Source organism: Bradyrhizobium sp. 23 (genome assembly GCF_023073295.1).
GTDB classification, from domain to species: domain Bacteria; phylum Pseudomonadota; class Alphaproteobacteria; order Rhizobiales; family Xanthobacteraceae; genus Bradyrhizobium; species Bradyrhizobium canariense_D.
Genome location: NZ_JADPJF010000039.1, coordinates 107,339 through 124,635 on the forward strand (window position 1 = coordinate 107,339; position 17,297 = coordinate 124,635).

A 17,297-nucleotide genomic window follows, 5' to 3' on the forward strand; every position below is an offset into this window, starting at 1 on the left:
GGCGATGGCGATCGAGATCGAGGCCGATCTCGATGCGGACAACGAGATCGTCGGTTGGCGCCACGCGATCTGGAGCAACGGTCACGCGGCGCGGCCGGGGCGCGCGGCGCAGCCCGCGCTGCTCGCCGCAACCGAGATCACGAACCCCTACCCGCGCTTGATCTCGACCAATCCGCCCCCAGCCAATGGCGGCGGCGGCGACCGCAACTCCGTTCCGCTCTACGACCTCAAGGCCTGGACGGTCACGAGCCACCGGCTGCTGACCATGCCGGTGCGGACCTCGGCGCTGCGCACACTCGGCGGACAAGGCAATGTGTTCGCCATCGAGTCCCTGCTCGACGAGGTCGCCGCCCTGCGCGGCGAAGACCCGATCGCGTTCCGCTTGCGCCATCTGCGCGACGAACGCGCGAAGGACGTCATCCGGGCGGCGGCACGACGCGCGCAGTGGAAACCGGAGAAGCAGGCCGGCATCGGTCATGGCGTGGGCTTCGCCCGCTACAAGAATACGGGGGCCTATTGCGCCGCCATTGCGGAGGTCGAAGGCACTGAAGACATCCGCGTCAAGCGGCTGACGCTGGCGGTCGATGTCGGCGAGGCCATCAACCCGGACGGCGTCATCAACCAGATCGAGGGCGGCGCGATCCAGGCGACGAGCTGGGTGCTGAAGGAGCGCGTCCGCTTCGACCGCACGCGCGTCACATCGACGTCCTGGATCGACTATCCGATCCTCACCTTCAGCGAGGTGCCAATGGTGGATGTCGAGATCGTGCAGCGGCCTGAGATCGAGCCCGTCGGCGCCGGCGAGGCCGCCCACGGCCCGGTGACGGCCGCGATCGCAAATGCCGTTTACGATTGCCTCGGCGTGCGCGTGCGCGACCTGCCGATCACCCGCGACAAGATCATTGCAGCCATGGAGCTGGCATGGTGACGACACTGAGCATTTTGAGCGGAGGCGCGGCGCAAGGCCTGGTGCGCGGCCTCAGCGATCCCTTCAAGACGCAGACCGGCTTCGGCATCGACGGCGAGTTCGGCGCGGTCGGCATCATGGCCGACAAGCTGCGCGCGGGGACGGCGGCCGATCTGGTGATCCTGACGCAGGCGCTGCTTGCAAAGCTTGCCGAAGAGCAGCTCGTCAGTCCCGCCTCGATCTCGGATGTCGGGCGAGTCGAAACCGCGCTGGCGGTCCGCAGCCGCGATCCCAGGGTGACAGTGAAGACTGAAGCCGATCTGCGCGAAGTACTGCGCAGCGCCGATGCGATCTACGTCCCGGACACGAAAGCCTCGACCGCCGGACAGCATGTCGCAAAGGTCCTGGATCAGCTCGGCATCGCCTACGAGGTCGCCTCGCACCTCAAGATCTTTTCCAACGGCGCGACCGCGATGCGGGAGCTTGCGGCATCCAGCGCCGCGCATCCGATCGGCTGCACGCAGGCCACCGAAATCATCGCGACCGACGGCATCGCACTGTCAGGAGCGCTGCCGCCGGGCTGCGAGCTCGTGACGATGTACACGGCCGGCGTGACCACGCGGGCCGCACATCCGCGAGAGGCGGCCGCGCTGATCGCGTTGCTGACCGGCGCAGACCGCAAGGATCTGCGCCAGCGCGCAGGCTTTACCGGCTAGATAACCGCCCTATGTGTGCAACTGGGTGAGGCCGGTCGGCGGCCCGTCGACGGCGGTCCAGCCACCATCCACAAACAGCGTGCTGCCGCTGACATAGCTCGCGGCGTCCGAGGCGAGATAGGCGACGGCGGTCGCGACCTCGTCGGCGCTGCTCCAGCGGTTGAACACGGTGTGGCCGGCATAGAGATTGTAGATGTCGGGACGCTGCTTGAACGGGCCGGTCAGCGCGGTCTCGGCGATGCTCGGCGCGATCGCGTTAACGCGCACGCCGGAGCGTCCAACCTCGGAAGCAAAGCCCTTCACCAGCAGGCCGATCGCCGCCTTGGTCGAGCCGTAGACGCCGAGGCCCGGCTCGATCGTCACCGCCCGCACTGAGGAGCAGGCAATGATGCTGCCGCCCTTCTGCTCGACCATGATGCGGCCGAAGGCCTGGAAGAACCAGACCGTGCCCTTGATATTGAGGTTGAGGACGCGGTCGAGATCCTCCTCGGTGTAATCGAGGATGGTCTTGCGGATGTTGAGCCCGGGCGTCGTCACCGCGATGTCGAGCCGCGAAAATTTCTGCATCACGGTCTTGGCCAGCGCGTTGACGTCGGCCGCGCACGCGGCGTCACACGCAGCCGCTTCGGCCCAGCCGCCCTTCTCACGAATGCCGGCGGCAGTTGCTTCGGCGGCGTCAATCGCGCGATCGGCGCAGACGACACGGGCGCCGAGCCCGGCCAGCGCCTCGGCGGACGACTTGCCGATGCCGGAGGCGGCGCCGAGCACCACGGCCGTCTTGCCGGTGAGATCGAAGAGCTTGCGATAGTCGGTCACGGTTAGATTCTCCTGTATTGCTGCTATCCCTTGTAGCCCATCAGCAGGCGGGGCAGCCACAGCGAGAAGGCGGGGACGTAGGTCACGAACATCAGAGCTGCGATCAGGGCGGCGTAGAACGGCAGGATGGTGCGCATCACCGCGCCCACCGAGATGCCGCCGATGGCGCAGCCCACGAACTGCGTCGTCCCGACCGGCGGGGTGTTCAGCCCGAGCGCGCAGTTGATCAGCATCAACATACCGAACTGCACCGGATCCATGCCCGCCTTCATCGCGATCGGCAGGAAGATCGGCGTGCAGATCAGGATGGTCGCTGCCATGTCCATGAACGTGCCCAGCACGAACAGGATGACGTTGATGAGCAGGAAGATGACCCAGGGCTGCGTCGAGACCTTGCTCATCATCTCGCCGGCGAAGTCGGCGACCTCATAAAGCCCCATCAAATACTGGAACATGGTGGACACGCCGATCAGCAGCAGCACCACGCCCGTGGTCTTCACCGCCTTGGATGCAGCGCGCAGGAAGTTCGGCAAGGTCATGGTGCGGTAGATGAAGAACGTCAGCAGGATCGTATAGGTGACCGCGACGGCTGCGGATTCGGTTGCCGTGAACACGCCGGACAGGATGCCCGCCAGGATGATCCCGACGATCAGAAGGCCGGGCAGAGCGGCTGCGAGCGAGCGAAAAACCGCGGGCCAGCCCGGGAACTTGCCGGCCGGATAGCCGCGCTTCACCGCGACCGCGTAAGCGGCGACCAGCATGCACACCATCAGCACCAGGGCCGGCAGGAGCCCGGCGGCGATCAGCGCGCCGATCGAAACCTTGCCGCCGGCGGCGAGCGCATAGATGATCATGTTGTGGCTGGTCGGCATCAGCGCTCCGACCAGCGAGGCATGGGTGGTGACGTTGACCGCGTAGTCGGTGTCGAAACCTTCCTTCTTCATCATGGGGATCATCACCGCCCCCATCGCCGACACGTCGGCCACGGGCGAGCCGGACACGCCGCCGAACAGGGTGCAGGCGACCACGTTCGACATGCCGAGCCCGCCGCGGATGTGTCCGACGAGATTCTTGGCGAGCTGCACGATCTTGTCGGCGACGCCGCCATGCAGCATCAGCTCACCGCTGAAGACGAAGAACGGGATGGCGAGGAAGGAGAAGATGTTCATCCCCGACATCATCTGCTGGAAGATGACGGCGACCGGCAGGCCTTCGTAGAGGATGGTGCAAATCGCCGAGAGGCCGATCGCGAAGGCGACGGGCACGCCGAGAACCAGGAAGCCGAAGAAAGTGGCGCCGAGGATGATCAGTTCCATGAGGGGACGACCTCTTCGCCGCGCAGGAGGGCGATGATGTGCTCGATTGAAAAGGAGACGATCAGGACGCCGGAGGCGATCAGCGGGACGTAACGGATGACCTCGGGCAGGCCCAGATTGGGGATCTTCACGGTTCCGACCGACGCTCCGAGGATCCAGCCGTTATAGGCCATCGCGACGCCGAACCCGGCCACCAGGACGTGGATGACAAGCTCGATCTTCTCCCGCGCGCGATCCGGCAGCATCACCAGCAAACTGTCCATGCCGATATGCCCGGCATCGCGCACGCCGACGGCGGCGCCGATCAACGTGACATACAGGATAAGAACCAACGCAAGGTTCTCCGTCCAGGTCGGGCTGGAATTGAGCACGTAGCGTCCGAACACCTGGTAGAAGACGATGGTGACGATGACGAGCAGCCCGGTCACCGACAGATACATCCCTAGCCTAGCGACGGGAGCATTGATCCGGGACAGCAAGCCGGTGGACGGGCGTCCGGCTACGTCCAGTTCGTGGTCTGCGACGTGAGGGTCTGTCATCCAAGTCTCCTTGCAAGTCTCCTTGCGCGCGTCCAATGCGTCGGTCCGCCGTCGCCAGTCGGCAACGCCGGACCGACGCTATGGCCTTACTTCGTGTCCTGGATACGCTTGACGAGGCTCTTCAGCTTCTCGTCACCCGCGAACTTGTCGTACACCGGCTTCATCGCGTCGACGAACTCCGCCTTGTTGGCGATCGTCACGACTTGAACGCCGGCCGCTTCGACCGTCTTGCGGGACGCCTGCTCGCGTTCGTCCCAGAGCTTGCGCATGACGGGCACCGATTCCTTGGCCGCCTTGCGGACCATCGCCTGGTCCTCCTTGCTCAGCGTGTCCCAGACCGTCTTGGACATCACGAGAACTTCGGGCGCCAGGGAGTGCTCGGTGACGTTGTAGAACTTGGCGGCCTCGAAGTGGCGCGAGGACTCGTAAGAGGGCCAGTTGTTCTCGGCAGCGTCCACCAGACCGGTCTTGAGAGCGGTATAGACCTCGCCATAGGGCATCGGGGTCGGATTGGCCCCGAGGCTCTGGATCATGCCGACCCACAGGTCGGATTGCTGGACGCGAATTTTCAGACCCTTGACGTCCGCGAGCGACTTGATCGGTGCCTTGACGGTGTAGATGGACCGGGCGCCGCTGTCGTAATAGGCGAGGCCGATCAGGCCTGCGGGCGCCATGGCCGCCAGGATCTCGTCGCCGATCGGGCCGTCAAGTACGGTGCGCATGTGCTGCGTGTCCCGGAAGATGAAGGGCAGGCACAACGCGATAGTTTCGGGCACGAAGTTGTTCAAGGGCGATGCGTTGATCCGCATCATGTCGAGGGCGCCGATCTTGAGCTGCTCGATGGTGTCCTTCTCGGAGCCCAGCGCACCGTTGGGAAACACCTTCACGCCGAGCTTGCCGCCGCTCGCCGCGGCGAGCTGCTTGCCCATGAACTTGACGGCCTCGACGGTCGGATAATCGGCGGGGTGGATGTCGGCGGAACGGAAATCGCGTGCGGTCGCCAAGGGGGTTGAGACCGCCAGCAGAGCGGCTGCGACGATGCCGGTGAGTATCTTCATCTGGGCTTCCTCCTGAGGTGATTATGTTCGTTGGGCGGATGCTGCGGGCCGCCTTGGGTCGCTCCACTTCCGGTGTGAAGTCAAGCGCCATTGTCGTCCGTAGGGCGCGCGGCATTCTCTGTCCAAGCCAAATCCGGCATCGATCAATGCTAGAGTTGCATCGATGGATCAGACCGGCTTTGGGCAGACAGCCGGCTCATCGTCCAGTTTTTCCGAAATCATCTGCCGTCGGCCACGGGAAGCGTTCATGCGCGTTGCTTGACGCCGCCGGTGCGGCCCCCTCAAGATGCTGCGAAGCAAAACGACCATCCCGAGGAATGCCCATGCCGCGGAAGCTGATCGACATCTCCGTGCCGCTCAGAAACGACGTGACGGCGGACCCGCCGGGCAATCACCCGACGATCCAGTACATCGATCACCAGCAGGGCCTGCCGCGGATGCTGCAGTTCTTCGAGGGCCTCACGGCGCAGGACCTGCCGGACGGCCAGGGCTGGGCCGTCGAGCAGGTCTCGCTGTCGACCCATAACGGCACGCATCTCGATGCGCCCTGGCACTTCCATCCGACCATGAATCGCGGCGAGCGGTCATGGACGATCGACGAGGTCCCGCTGGAATGGTGTTTTCAGCCCGGCGTGAAGCTCGACTTCCGGCATCTGCCCGACGGCTACGTGGCGAGCGCCGACGACGTCGAGAAGGAGTTGAGGCGGATCGGGCATGCGCTGTCGTCGCTGGAGATCGTCGTCGTCAACACCGGCGCCGGCGCCAGGTTCGGCCAAGCCGATTATGTCAGCTCAGGCTGCGGCATGGGCTACGAGGCCACCATGTATCTGCTCGAACGCGGCGTGCGGCTGACCGGCACCGACGGCTGGAGCTGGGACGCACCGTTCGTCCACACCGCGAAGAAATATGCCGAAACGAAAGATGCCGGCCTGATCTGGGAGGGCCACAAGGCGGGGCGGCACATCGGCTATTGCCACCTCGAGAAGCTGCACAATCTCGACCAGCTGCCTTCGACCGGGTTCACCGTCTCGTGCTTTCCGGTGAAGATCGAGCGGGCCTCCGCGGGCTGGACCCGCGCCGTCGCGATCATCGACAGCTAGCTGTCGAGCCCGCTCTCGGCGAGTTCGCGCAAGGCATTAATGTCGAGCACGACGATGGCGCCGTGCTCGAGGCGAACCCAGTTGCGGCCCGCCCAGGCGCGCAATTGCTTGTTGATGCTCTCGCGCGTCATCCCCACCATCTCGCTGATCTCCTGCTGCGTGATGGCGAGCGTGCCGCTGCCGGAGTCGAACTTGCGCTCTTCGGTGAGGCCGAGCAGCGCGCTCGCAAGCCGGCCCGGCAGATTTTGCAGGATCACCTGCTCGACCTGCTGACTGGTCCAGCGCAGGCGCGCGCAGAGCAGCTCGATGAATTTCATTGCGAGCGCCGGCTGGCTCTTCACGAACGGCAGGAAGTCCCGGCGATCGATGATGTAGAGCTCGCAATTGGTGTTGGCGGTCGCATCGGCCGACCTGGGGGCGCCGTCGAGCACCGCGATCTCGCCGAAGATCTCTCCGGGACCGATCAGATTGAGAATGGCGTTACGGCCGTCGGGCGACGACGAGGAAATCTTCACCGTCCCTGTGATCACCGCGAACAGATTGTTGCCGGGATCGCCCTTGGCGGCGATCGTCGCGCCGCGCTTCACCGTGGTGTGCTTGGCGTAACGGCAGAGCTGATCCAGCGCCTCCGGCTCCAGATCCGCAAAGATCGGGTGCTTGCGCAGGACCGATAATTTATTCCCCGCCGCTTGTCGGGGGTCGTCGCCGGTCTTGTCCTGAGGCACGCCACTGGGCTCCTAAGACTGCGAGGCACTGGGGTCCCTGCGTAGTCAGTGTAGCCCAGTTTTTCAACCGGAAAGCATGCGCCCTATTTGAGGCAAACGCGGCGAAAATGCCGCGGTCAGGCGTGAAGCCGGCAGCCGAAGGATGAGCCAATGCGTCCCAGTCGATGCAGAGTTGCAAGTGCGGCACGCCACCTTGCGTTGAGGCGCTACCAAGCGTCCCGAACTTGCACGGCATAGCCCGCCCCGCGGGCGCCGCAGGATGGGACGGTGATCTCAGAAGCTTCGACGCTTGACGTCCGACTCGGGCCGGCCTGCACTGGTTTGCCGGTCTGCCCAGACCAGAGCCCCGGCGAAGGTGACAAAGATTGCCACGACAATGGTGCTCATAAGCAACGCGTCAGCCGGCATGATGCTCTCCCCTGTGGTTTTGAGCATTATTCGGGGCACCCGGCCGAATGCATTGATCCCGATCAAAATCGAGCCGCGCTGCGTCGGAATCAGGCTGCGGCCAAGGCCTCGACCTTCGCCGGATCGAGCAGGCTGATCCCGCCATGAATGATCTCGATCACGCCGTGGCGCTCCAGCTTGGTGAAGGTGCGGCTGACGGTCTCGATGGTCAGGCCGAGGTAGTCGGCGATGTCCTGGCGGCTCATTGGAAGCGGAACCGTGTCCAACGCCCGCTTCAGGGAGACCAGCCGCTCGCGCCAGCCGAGCAGAAAGGCCGCAACCTTTTCGTCCGCCGAACGGCGGCCGAGCAGGACCATGTGGTCCCGGGCCTGGCTCAGCTCGCGAATCGCCAGCTCGTTGATCCGCCTGAGGAGATGCGGCCGGTCCTCGATGAAACGGCCGAAGGGTGACTTCGCGAACTGGCATACGGTCACCGCGCCGATCGCATCGGCCGAAAAATTGTGCCTGCCAGAAATATTCATCCCCAGGAAATCGCCGGGCAAGGCAAAGCCCACGATCTGCCGGCGGCCGTCGGGCAGCAGCTTGTACAGCCGCATGACGCCCTCGAGGAGATTGTAGAACGAGGTCGTGATGTCCTCCTCGGAGAACACAGTCTCGCCTGAGGAAAAATGGACGCGCCGACCGAGATGCTCGAATTCCCGAAGCTCGGCCGCATCCAAAGACGAACAGACCGCTGATGCGCGGACGGCGCAATCGCTGCAGAGCTGCCAGTTCGGCTCAATCGTGACTACGGGCTTCATCGACCGCTCCAAGCGCCGGCTGCCCATCAGGCCCATCCCGCCGCGCAGCTGCATTTTACTGCAGTGCGCCAAAGCCGGTTGACCCAGATCAATTTTGGAGGGAATTCCCGCCCTATTCTTCTCCCAGACTTAAACGGGGTCACTTTACATGCTGCAAGGAATGCTGCGTCACGGGTTGATCGGGTTGCTTCTGATGACGCCTGTCCTGGCTGCCCCGACCGCCGAACAACGCGGCAAGGCCTTTGCGCGAGCCCATTGCGCGCGCTGCCACGCGATCGACCGTGCGTCAGTCCGCTCAAGATCGCACCGCCGCTGCGGGCCCTGCACCAGCGCTATCCCATCGAGAGCCTTGGGGAGGCGCTGGCTGAGGGCATCAACACCGGCCACGCCGACATGCCGGCCTTCGAGCTCAGTCCGGACCAGATCCACGATCTCCTGTCCTACCTCAAGACCCTGAAATAGCCGGCGTCACACCGCCTGCACCGTCCAGCCGATCAGCTCCTTCGCGATGCGCGTGAAGGCCGTATCGAACGCTGCGACCGCCGTGGCCGGCACAATCTTGTCGAGTTTTTCGCTGGTCTCGACGAGACGCGAGGCGATCACCTTGCCGTTCTTGTCGACGATCCGCGCCGACAGCCCGATCTCGACCCGCGTCTCCCCCTCGGTGGCAATGCGGAAGCGCCTGATGTCGATCAGCAGCTGATAGTCCGCCTGCCCGAGATCGGCCGTGCGCAACGGCGCGTGGGCGATGTCGTAGTTCTCGAAACTGTCGATCAGACGCGCCTGTATCAGCTTGGGAATGCTGTCGGCCCAGAGGAAGTCCGCAAAGCCCGGATTATCGCCGCCCGGCGCGAACAGCATGCGCTGGGTCTGGAGCATGGCGACCGCTGTCGGCTCGGGGATGGCCAGTGACGCCGAGAGCGTCTTGCCGCCCGGACCGAGGTTCTGCGGCGTGCGCAGATCATAGGTGACTTTCTGCGCCGGCGTTCCGCCGCCGGTCATCTTCTCCAGGCCCGCCAAAATGCCGTCGATCTTGCCGGTGTTGCGCGCAAGCCCGTCTGAGAAGGTCTTGAGATTGGCGATGGTGTCCTTCAGCGGGCCCGAATTGTCCTCCAGCACGGTGTCGACCCGCCGCAGTGCATCGCGCGCGGCCTGCGTCATGCTCTGGCCCGCACCGGCCTCGGCAATCAAGGTCGGGGGCTCGCCGGATTTAGTGACGATGACGCCTCCCTCCAGCGTCACCACCGGCACGCCGGTCAGCCCCTGGAAATCGAGCCCGACCCTGCTGTCGGCACGCACCGGCGTGGTTGAAGCAACCGAGATCGTCGCATTGACGAAACGTGGATTATCCGGCGCAAGCCCGAGCTGGGTGACCTCGCCGACGCGGATGCCGTTGAACAGCACGCCGGCGCCGACCAGAAGACCGGGCACCGGGCCCTGGAATTGCACGTGATAGCTCGTGCGCGGCCCGATGCCGCCGGTGTTGTTCAGCCAGTAGACGAAGCCGAACACCGCGAGGATCGCGGCCAGGACGAAACTGCCGATCAGCACGTAGGGAGCGCGGGTTTCCATGTCTCATCTCATCTCGTGTTGCAGCATCTGCGAGCGCTTGCCGTGGAAATAGGCGCGCACCCAGGGATGCTCGGATTGCAGCAGTTCGCGCATCGGACCGATCGCCACGATCTTGCCGTCGGCGAGCGCGGCGACCCGATCGCAGACCGTTGTCAGGCTCGCCAGATCATGGGTGACCATGAACACGGTGAGGCCGAGGGTTTTTTGCAGGGTCCCGATCAGCGCGTCGAAATCGCCCGCCGCGATCGGATCGAGGCCCGAGGTCGGCTCGTCCAGGAACAGGATCGGCGGATCAAGCGCGAGCGCGCGCGCCAGCGCCACGCGCTTGGTCATGCCGCCGGATAGCTCCGCCGGATATTTATCGGCGTCCTGCGCCTGCAGCCCGACCATTTCGAGCTTGGCGATCGCGATCTCGTCCATCAGCTCCTGCGACAGGACGAGATTTTCACGGAGCGGAAACTGGATGTTCTGCCGGACCGTCAGCGAAGAGAACAGCGCGCCCTGCTGGAACAGGATGCCCCAGGTCGTGGCCGCGCCTTCGGTGCCGCCGCCGATTGGCCGTCCCGTAACCTCGATGGTCCCGCCTTGGCGCGGGATGAGGCCGATGATGGTTCGCATCAGCACCGACTTGCCGCCACCGGACGCCCCCACGAGCCCGAGGATCTCACCCCGGCGTACGTCGAGCGTCAGATGATCGAGCACGGTCTGCCGGCCGAAGCCGACCACGAGGTCGCGGACGCGGATCGCGAACTGCTCTTGCGATTCGCCCATGATCACATTCCGATCGAGGCGAAGAAGATCGCGAACAGGCCGTCGAGCACGATCACCAGGAAGATCGACTTGACCACCGACGTCGTGGTCTGTCGTCCCAGCGACTCGGCGCTCCCCTTCACGCGCAAGCCCTCGCTGCAGGCGACTACTCCAATCACCAGCGCCATGAACGGCGCCTTCAGGATGCCCACCTCGAAATGGGTGACCGAGATCGCCTCGTGCAGCCGCGCGATGTAGATCGCCGGCGCCATACCGCCGTAGAACTGCGCGACCAGGCCGCCGCCATAGAGTGCGGCAATCGATCCGATGAAAGCAAGGATTGGCAGCGCAATCACCAGGGCCGCAACCCGCGGCAGAATCAGAACATGGACGGGATCGAGTCCCATGGTCGAGAGCGCATCGATCTCCTCGCGCATCTTCATCGAGCCGAGCTCGGCGGTGTAGGCGCTTCCCGAGCGCCCGGCGACCATGATGGCGACGATCAGCACGCCAAGCTCGCGCAGCACCAGGATGCCGACCATGTCGACGGTGTAGGACTCCGCGCCGAACCTGCGGAAATGGAAAAATCCCTGCTGGGCGATGATGGCGCCGATCAGGAAGGTGATCAGCACAACGATGGGGATGGCCTGCCAGCCTATGCGGTAGAGCTGATAGATCAGCGATGTCAGTCGCAGCGAGCGCGGCCGGCGCAGCACGCCGATCAGGGCCATGAACAGCGCGCCCAGCATTTGAAGAAAGATCGTGATGTCTTCGCGCGCGCCGACCGTTGACTTGCCGAGATCGTTCAGCCCCAGCAGAACAGGGTTGGGTGCAGGCGCCGGCGGCGGGGTGTGGCGGTTGACCTGGCGCACCTCGTCCATCAGGCCACTGAAATGGTCGGCGACACCGACAAATTCGGCCGGTCGACCGGATGATGAGGCCCTGCGCGATAGCTTTTCCAGGACCCAGGCGCCGAGCGTGTCGAGCGCACTGACGCCCGACAAGTCCAGCGTCACGGCTCTGGATCGATCGACGTCCGCCCCGACCGACCGGGACAACGTCTCCAGCATCGACACGTTCGCGGCAATCCACGGCCCTTCCGGGCACAATTTCAGCTCTTCGCCGGAGGGCCTCGCCAGCAACAGCGGTTCGGAGTTCACGATTCCACCTCATCGGGACAACCGGGGCCCGTTCAGCCGGCAGTTCTAGGCCAGCATGGGGCGGCCGGCTTGACCTGTCTCAAGGCCAGCTGTAGCGGCGCACTCAGAGCTTCAGCCTGACATCGCAGATATCCGGCTCGGTCGGATCCGGCTTCACATCGAAGCCGAGCTGGCGACACATCTCCAGCATCGTGGTGTTCTCCCTGAGAACATCACCGGAGATCGCTTTGAGGCCCTCCGATCTCGCGTAGTCGATGATCAGCTGCATCAGGGCCCATCCCAGCCCCCTGCCCTTGAGATCGGACCGCAGCAGGATCGCATATTCACCGCTCTCGTAGACCGAGTCCGAATGGAGTCGGACCACGCCGACCATCTCACCGGTCGCCTCGTCGAATGCGATAAAGGCCATCGCGCGCGCATAGTCGAGCTGGGTCAGGCGCGCGATGAACTCGTGGGTGAACTCCTTCATCGGCGCGAAGAAACGCAGACGAAGGTCGTACGCCGTGACATGACGCAGGAATGCGTGGATGGTCGGCTCGTCCTCCGGACGCAGGGGCCGCGCGAAGATCCGCCAGTCCTCCTTGAGCTTGAGGTGGCGCTCCCATTGCGACGGATAGGCCCGAACCGCGAAGTTGGCGGCGCCGGAGCCGGCAAACTTCCGTTGCGGCGGCCCGACCGCGACGCGGGCATCGACCGCGGTCACGCCGGTTTCATCCGCCAGCAGCGGATTGACGTCGAATTCGCGGATCTCGGGAATGTCGGCGGCCATCTGCGCCAGCTTGACCAGGACCATGGCGACGGCGTCGGGCTTCACCGCCGGCACGTCCCGGTAAGCGCGAAGCAGCCGGGACACGCGCGTGCGGTCGATCAGGTCGCGGGCCAGTTGCAGATCGAGCGGCGGAAGCGCAAGCGCCTTGTCGTTGATGATCTCGACCGCGGTCCCGCCGCGGCCGAACACAACGACCGTGCCGAAGGTCGGATCGTCGGCGAGGCCCAGAATCAACTCGCGCGCCTTCGCCTTCACCACCATCGCCTGCACGATGACGCCCTCGATGCGAGCTTCGGGACGCAGCTTTCTCGCCCGAGCGATAATGTCGGTGGCAGCGGTGCGCACCGCCTCAGGCATGGTGAGATTGAGCACGACGCCGCCGACATCGGATTTGTGGACGATGTCGCGCGACATGATTTTCAGCACGACGGTGCCGCCTTGCGCGAAGATTTCTTCCGCGTAGGCCACCGCCTGCTCGACATCGGCCGCCGCGTATGTGGGCACCATCGCGATATCGTAGGCTTCGAGCAGGTGCTTGATCTCGACGGGTTCGAGCCATTGGCGGCCGTCCGCGATGGCAGCAGCTACGATCTGTCTTGCGGCACGTGCGTCCGGCACGAACGTGTCGGGCATTGCGGGTGGGACCTGGCTCAGTTCCTCCACGACTTCGCGGTGCCTCACGAGGTACATGAAGCCGCGCACGGCGTCATCCTCGGTCGGATAGTTCGGGATGCCGGCGCCGGACAGTGTTTCGATGATGTTCTGGTCTGCTCCGATCCACGAGGCGAGCACGGGCTTGGCCCAACTGCGGTGCTTCTCGCGATATGCCTTGACTCGTTCGGTCACCATCGTTGCGATATCGGCAGCCGAGGCGATCGCGGTCTGCACGTTGAGGACGAGGACCGCATCGTTGTCGGGATCGGCAAGCAACACGTCGAGCGCCGCCGCATAGCGCGACGCATCGGCGTCGCCCACGATGTCGACGGGATTTGCGCCGGACCAGGTCGGCGGCAGCACCTCGTCGAGTTTCTTGCGCGCGTCCGCCGAGATGGTCGCCGGAATGCCGCCGAGCTCGACCAATCGGTCAATAGCGAGAACACCGATGCCGCCGCCATTGGTCAGGATGGCGAGGCGCTTTCCCGCCGGCGACTCGACGCGGCCGAGCGTCTCGGCGCAATCGAACAGCTCGCGCAGATCAGAGACCCGCAGGACACCCGCGCGGCGGAACGCCGCGTCGTAGACGGCGTCGGCGCCCGCAAGCGCACCGGTATGGGTGGCAGCCGCCCTCGCGCCCTGCGCCATTCGCCCGGACTTCACCACGACGACGGGCTTCACGCGCGCCGCAGCGCGCGCGGCCGACATGAACTTGCGCGCGTCCTTGATAGCTTCGATGTAGAGCAGAATCGCGCGGGTCTTGTGATCCATCGCGAAATGGTCGAGCAGATCGGCAAGATCGACGTCGATTTGATCGCCGATCGAGACGATGCCGGAGAAGCCGACGCCGCGCTGCGCGGCCCAATCGACCATGCCGGCCGCGATCGCCCCCGATTGCGAGATCAGCGCGAGATTCCCGGGCCCCGGCATGTGCGCGGCAAAACTCGCGTTGAGGCTCACGCCGGGCATCATAATGCCCAAGCAGTTCGGCCCGATCAGCCGCATGCCGTATTTGCGGGCCGCAGTGACGGCGGCCTCGTGCAGGGACCCCGGTCCGTGGCCGAGCCCGGCCGAGACGATCAGGGCACCCGCCGAGCCGCGCCGCCCGGCTTGATCGACAATGCCGGGAACCGCGCGCGCCGGCGCGGTGATGATCACAAGCTCGGGCAAGAACGGCAATTGATCGAGGCTGTCCACGGCCGCGACGCCGCCGATCTCGGCATGGCGCGGATTGACGAGGCCGAACTGTCCCGTGAATCCGGCCTTCCGGATGTTCTCCAGAACGGCGCGTCCAACGGAGACCGGGCGGGCGCTCGCACCGACGAGCGCGACCGAACGCGGCGACAGCAGTTTCTTCAGACGATAGGTTGACATGAAAGCAAATGCGCCCGGTCGGTGGCGGTTCCGATGGTTGACGATCAGGCCGATAAACTGGACCGCCTAGTACGAGAGCATAACCCAGCACGGTGGTTCGCCAATGACGGTCTTTGTCACGCCGCCCCAAACGATCTCGTTCAGGCGCGAATGATGGTAGGCGCCCATCACGATCGCATCGATGGCATGGGAATTCGCCCAGCTTCCGAGCACCTTGCCAATCGAGCTGCCGTTGCCCTTCGCGGTTTCGAACGAGGCGTAGACCCCGTGTTCCCTCAAATGATCGACCAGAGCCGTGCCGGATTGCACGATCGCGTCGGACTTGTCGTCCGCCACGGTCACCACGCGGACCAGGGCTGCTGCCTGAAGGATAGGCAGCGCATCGCCGACCGCCCGCGCCGCACGCGCCGAGTGATCCCAGGCGATCATGACGTTCTCGAATTCCGGTCGCAGTTCGTCCACATGCTGCTCCGGGCAAAGCAGCACTGGCCGCCCGGATTCGAACAGGAGCGTCTCGATGATGTGCTCGGTTCGGCTGTCGTGCGGCTTCACGGGGAGCAGCGTGAGATCGCTGAAGCGTCCGTGTTCGGCCAGGACTGACGCGATCTGGTCTGCCGGCACCTTGGCCGACCGGCTTTGGGCGCGAATGCCGGTGCGGGAGGTTGCGCGGGTGAACGCATCCAGGAGATGCTGACTGTCGCCCGCCCCAAGCGAGCCGTTTGCCTCGGCCGCATCGGGGAGCATCACCTTCGGCCGCACGAAGGCATCCTCCTCGAGTGCAACCGCGGTGATCCTGGCGCCGAGGTCGGCGGCAACGGCCACGCATTTCTCGATCGCCGCAAGGGCCGGGCCGCGTGGCTGGCCGACGAGCGGCAGAAAGACGTCCTTGATGGGCATCGGGATTCTCCTCAGGCGCCAGAATAGGCCGGCTTTGGTCGGGACGCTTGATCCTCGTCAAGCCCGGGAACTGCGACCGCTCGGAAGGAGACAGGCGTTGACTGAAGCCAAGGACTGGCCGCGATCTGCTTCTATGGATTACCCTGTTCGCCCGCGAGCCGCCTTCCGACGCATCTGGACGTACCAGCTGAATGACAGACGATTCTGCGACCCAGGACCGGATCTTTGCGGCGCTCACCGATTCCGCGGGTCATCCGAACGTGAGGCGGATCGATACGCACGCAGCTTCGGTCTTTCTTGAAGGCAGACGCGCTCTGAAGATCAAGCGCGCCGTGCAATTTCCATTCCTCGATTACTCCACGCTCGAGAAGCGCAAGGCGGCGTGTGAGGAGGAGATCAGGATCAACCGGCCGCTGGCGCCGCAGATCTATCACCGCGTCGTGGCGATCACGGAAGAGCCCGATGGATCGGTGAAGGTGGACGGAAGCGGCCGGCCGATCGAGTATGCGGTCGACATGTTGCGCTTCGACGAAAGCCGGACGCTGGATCATCTGGCCAAGGCCGGAGCGCTGGATGACACTTTTGCCTCGGCTGTCGCCGACGCGATCGCGGCTTCGCATGCGCAGGCTGTTCGCGCCGACGGCTACGCATGGGTTTCCTCCATCCCCGGCCTGATCGATGGCAACAGCAATGGCCTGCGGACCGGCAATCATTTCGAAGCCGAAGAGATCGCAGAGCTCGGCAGAGACTCGCAAGCAATGTTCCTCCGCCTCCGGCCTTTGGTCGAAGAGCGCGGCCGTCAAGGCTTCGTGCGCCGGTGCCATGGCGACCTGCATCTTGCGAACATCGTGTCGATCGACGAGCGGCCGGTGCTGTTCGACGCGATCGAGTTCGACGCCCGGATGGCAACCACCGACGTGGTCTACGATCTCGCATTCGGATTGATGGACCTATTGCACCACGATCAGCCACGCGCGGCCAATATCGTGCTGAACCGCTATCTCGCCGCGACTCCGGTCGAAAATCTCGACGCGCTCTCCGCACTGCCGCTGTTCATGTCCGTCCGGGCGGCGATCCGCGCCCAAGTCGCGCTGGCACGGCTGAAGCCGCCGCATTCCGGTGATCCCAGTATTCTCGACGGTGCACGGCGCTATTTTGGCCTCGCCCGCGCGCTGATCCAGCCGCCCGCTCCCCGACTGATTGCAATCGGCGGATTGTCAGGCACCGGAAAGACGATTTTGGCACGCGCGCTCGCGCCGGACGTTGCGCCGCAGCCGGGCGCCGTCGTGCTGCGCAGCGACCTCGTCCGCAAGCAGATGTTAGGGGTCGAGGAAACGGACCGGCTGCCGGCATCCGCATACACACCCGAGGTCACGTCCCGCGTCTACGACACGTTGGCTCAGCACGCCGGGCGGGTGCTGGCGCAAGGCCATTCAGCGATCATCGACGGCGTGTTCGCCCGTGAGGACGAACGAGACGCGGTTGCCGCACTGGCGCGCGAGCGCAACGTGCCGCTGAGCGGCCTATTTCTGGTTGCAGACCTCCCGACCCGGCAGGCGCGGATCGGGGGCCGCCGGGGCGACGCATCCGACGCCACGCAAGAGGTTGCCGCGTTGCAAGAGCACTATAATATCGGCCATGTCGGTTGGGCGACCATCGATGCATCCGGGACGCAAGAGCAGACGCTCCAGAACTGCCGGGACGCGATCGCCGAGAGCAAGTAAGGCAATCTGCAA

The 17,297-nt window shown here is 64.8% G+C and carries 15 protein-coding genes and 1 pseudogene; 5 read left to right on the forward strand and 11 right to left on the reverse strand.

Annotation, left to right across the window (positions count from 1 at the left end):
- Nucleotides 1-928, forward strand: a 928-nt coding sequence (locus IVB32_RS09110) for a molybdopterin cofactor-binding domain-containing protein (RefSeq protein WP_247410230.1), incomplete at its 5' end; no start/stop codon positions are given.
- Complete coding sequence (locus IVB32_RS09115; RefSeq protein ID WP_346731098.1) at nucleotides 925-1,623, forward strand: substrate-binding domain-containing protein; 699 nt, start codon at nucleotides 925-927, stop codon at nucleotides 1,621-1,623. The genes IVB32_RS09110 and IVB32_RS09115, both read left to right, overlap by 4 nt.
- A 9-nt stretch (nucleotides 1,624-1,632) precedes the next feature.
- Here the strand turns inward: IVB32_RS09115 and IVB32_RS09120 are convergent, their stop codons facing one another.
- From IVB32_RS09120 to IVB32_RS09135, 4 genes are all read right to left on the reverse strand, one after another.
- Nucleotides 1,633-2,439: an SDR family oxidoreductase gene (locus tag IVB32_RS09120; RefSeq protein WP_247372927.1), complete on the reverse strand. Its 807-nt coding sequence runs from the start codon at nucleotides 2,437-2,439 to the stop codon at nucleotides 1,633-1,635.
- Between the two features lie 23 nt (nucleotides 2,440-2,462).
- Nucleotides 2,463-3,755, reverse strand: a complete 1,293-nt coding sequence (locus IVB32_RS09125) for a TRAP transporter large permease (protein WP_247335160.1) — start codon at nucleotides 3,753-3,755, stop codon at nucleotides 2,463-2,465.
- On the reverse strand, nucleotides 3,746-4,294 hold the full coding sequence (locus tag IVB32_RS09130) for a TRAP transporter small permease (RefSeq protein ID WP_026232817.1): 549 nt from the start codon (nucleotides 4,292-4,294) through the stop codon (nucleotides 3,746-3,748). Before IVB32_RS09130 ends, IVB32_RS09125 begins: the two co-directional genes overlap by 10 nt.
- Nucleotides 4,295-4,380: 86 nt before the next feature.
- The gene (locus tag IVB32_RS09135) at nucleotides 4,381-5,352 is read right to left on the reverse strand and encodes a TRAP transporter substrate-binding protein (RefSeq protein ID WP_247335162.1); all 972 of its coding nucleotides are present in this window, start codon (nucleotides 5,350-5,352) and stop codon (nucleotides 4,381-4,383) included.
- A gap of 323 nt (nucleotides 5,353-5,675) precedes the next feature.
- On the opposite strand from IVB32_RS09135, the gene IVB32_RS09140 reads away from it, so the two are divergent.
- A complete protein-coding gene (locus IVB32_RS09140; RefSeq protein ID WP_247335165.1) occupies nucleotides 5,676-6,452 on the forward strand; it encodes a cyclase family protein in 777 nt (258 codons plus the stop codon).
- Here the strand turns inward: IVB32_RS09140 and IVB32_RS09145 are convergent.
- A complete protein-coding gene (locus tag IVB32_RS09145) occupies nucleotides 6,449-7,177 on the reverse strand; it encodes a Crp/Fnr family transcriptional regulator (RefSeq protein ID WP_018454810.1) in 729 nt (242 codons plus the stop codon). The genes IVB32_RS09140 and IVB32_RS09145 overlap by 4 nt on opposite strands.
- Nucleotides 7,178-7,674: 497 nt before the next feature.
- Nucleotides 7,675-8,385 carry a helix-turn-helix domain-containing protein gene (locus IVB32_RS09150; RefSeq protein ID WP_247372922.1) on the reverse strand — a complete coding sequence of 237 codons (711 nt, stop codon included), beginning with the start codon at nucleotides 8,383-8,385 and terminating at the stop codon, nucleotides 7,675-7,677.
- A 148-nt stretch (nucleotides 8,386-8,533) separates the two neighbouring features.
- On the opposite strand from IVB32_RS09150, the pseudogene IVB32_RS09155 reads away from it, so the two are divergent.
- A pseudogene (locus tag IVB32_RS09155) lies at nucleotides 8,534-8,847 on the forward strand (cytochrome c).
- A 6-nt stretch (nucleotides 8,848-8,853) separates the two neighbouring features.
- Here the strand turns inward: IVB32_RS09155 and IVB32_RS09160 are convergent.
- The 5 genes from IVB32_RS09160 to IVB32_RS09180 all read right to left on the reverse strand — a co-directional run bounded on the left by IVB32_RS09160 (nucleotide 8,854) and on the right by IVB32_RS09180 (nucleotide 15,561).
- Nucleotides 8,854-9,957, reverse strand: coding sequence for an MlaD family protein (locus IVB32_RS09160; RefSeq protein WP_247335185.1), 1,104 nt, complete (start codon nucleotides 9,955-9,957; stop codon nucleotides 8,854-8,856).
- A 3-nt stretch (nucleotides 9,958-9,960) separates the two neighbouring features.
- On the reverse strand, nucleotides 9,961-10,728 hold the full coding sequence (locus IVB32_RS09165; protein ID WP_247335188.1) for an ATP-binding cassette domain-containing protein: 768 nt from the start codon (nucleotides 10,726-10,728) through the stop codon (nucleotides 9,961-9,963).
- A gap of 2 nt (nucleotides 10,729-10,730) precedes the next feature.
- A complete protein-coding gene (locus IVB32_RS09170) occupies nucleotides 10,731-11,867 on the reverse strand; it encodes an MlaE family lipid ABC transporter permease subunit (RefSeq protein WP_247372918.1) in 1,137 nt (378 codons plus the stop codon).
- 103 nt (nucleotides 11,868-11,970) lie between these two features.
- The gene (locus IVB32_RS09175) at nucleotides 11,971-14,664 is read right to left on the reverse strand and encodes a bifunctional acetate--CoA ligase family protein/GNAT family N-acetyltransferase (protein ID WP_247372915.1); all 2,694 of its coding nucleotides are present in this window, start codon (nucleotides 14,662-14,664) and stop codon (nucleotides 11,971-11,973) included.
- A gap of 66 nt (nucleotides 14,665-14,730) precedes the next feature.
- Nucleotides 14,731-15,561 carry a universal stress protein gene (locus IVB32_RS09180; protein WP_085394644.1) on the reverse strand — a complete coding sequence of 277 codons (831 nt, stop codon included), beginning with the start codon at nucleotides 15,559-15,561 and terminating at the stop codon, nucleotides 14,731-14,733.
- Nucleotides 15,562-15,752: 191 nt separating this feature from the next.
- On the opposite strand from IVB32_RS09180, the gene IVB32_RS09185 reads away from it, so the two are divergent.
- The gene (locus IVB32_RS09185) at nucleotides 15,753-17,285 is read left to right on the forward strand and encodes a bifunctional aminoglycoside phosphotransferase/ATP-binding protein (protein ID WP_247361481.1); all 1,533 of its coding nucleotides are present in this window, start codon (nucleotides 15,753-15,755) and stop codon (nucleotides 17,283-17,285) included.
- Nucleotides 17,286-17,297: the final 12 nt, after the last annotated feature.